This is a genomic window from Enterobacter sp. PTB, assembly GCF_051130085.1.
Classification (GTDB): Bacteria; Pseudomonadota; Gammaproteobacteria; order Enterobacterales; family Enterobacteriaceae; genus Enterobacter; species Enterobacter ludwigii.
Map to the genome: position 1 here is coordinate 1 of NZ_JBDKEE010000225.1, position 204 is coordinate 204.

At 56.4% G+C, this 204-nt stretch carries 1 protein-coding gene; it reads left to right on the forward strand.

The annotated features are described in order from the left end of the window. Positions 1–204 (forward strand): LysR family transcriptional regulator (locus tag AAIR21_RS28320; protein ID WP_434682903.1); only part of this gene is annotated, 204 nt, incomplete at both ends.

Below are 204 nucleotides of genomic sequence, written 5' to 3' on the forward strand. Positions count from 1 at the left end.
GTCGGCTTTGCCTCACTCAGCCCGCCTTGTCAGCCACCATTAAAATGCTTGAAGATGATCTCGGGACACCGTTATTTCTGCGTCAGCCACGCGGTGTCGATGTGACGCAGGATGCAAGGATCCTTTACCCACATGCCCGACGTATGGTAGCTGAGCTGGATACACTAACCCGTAGCTTCAGACGGGAGAGGCACCGACAGCCCC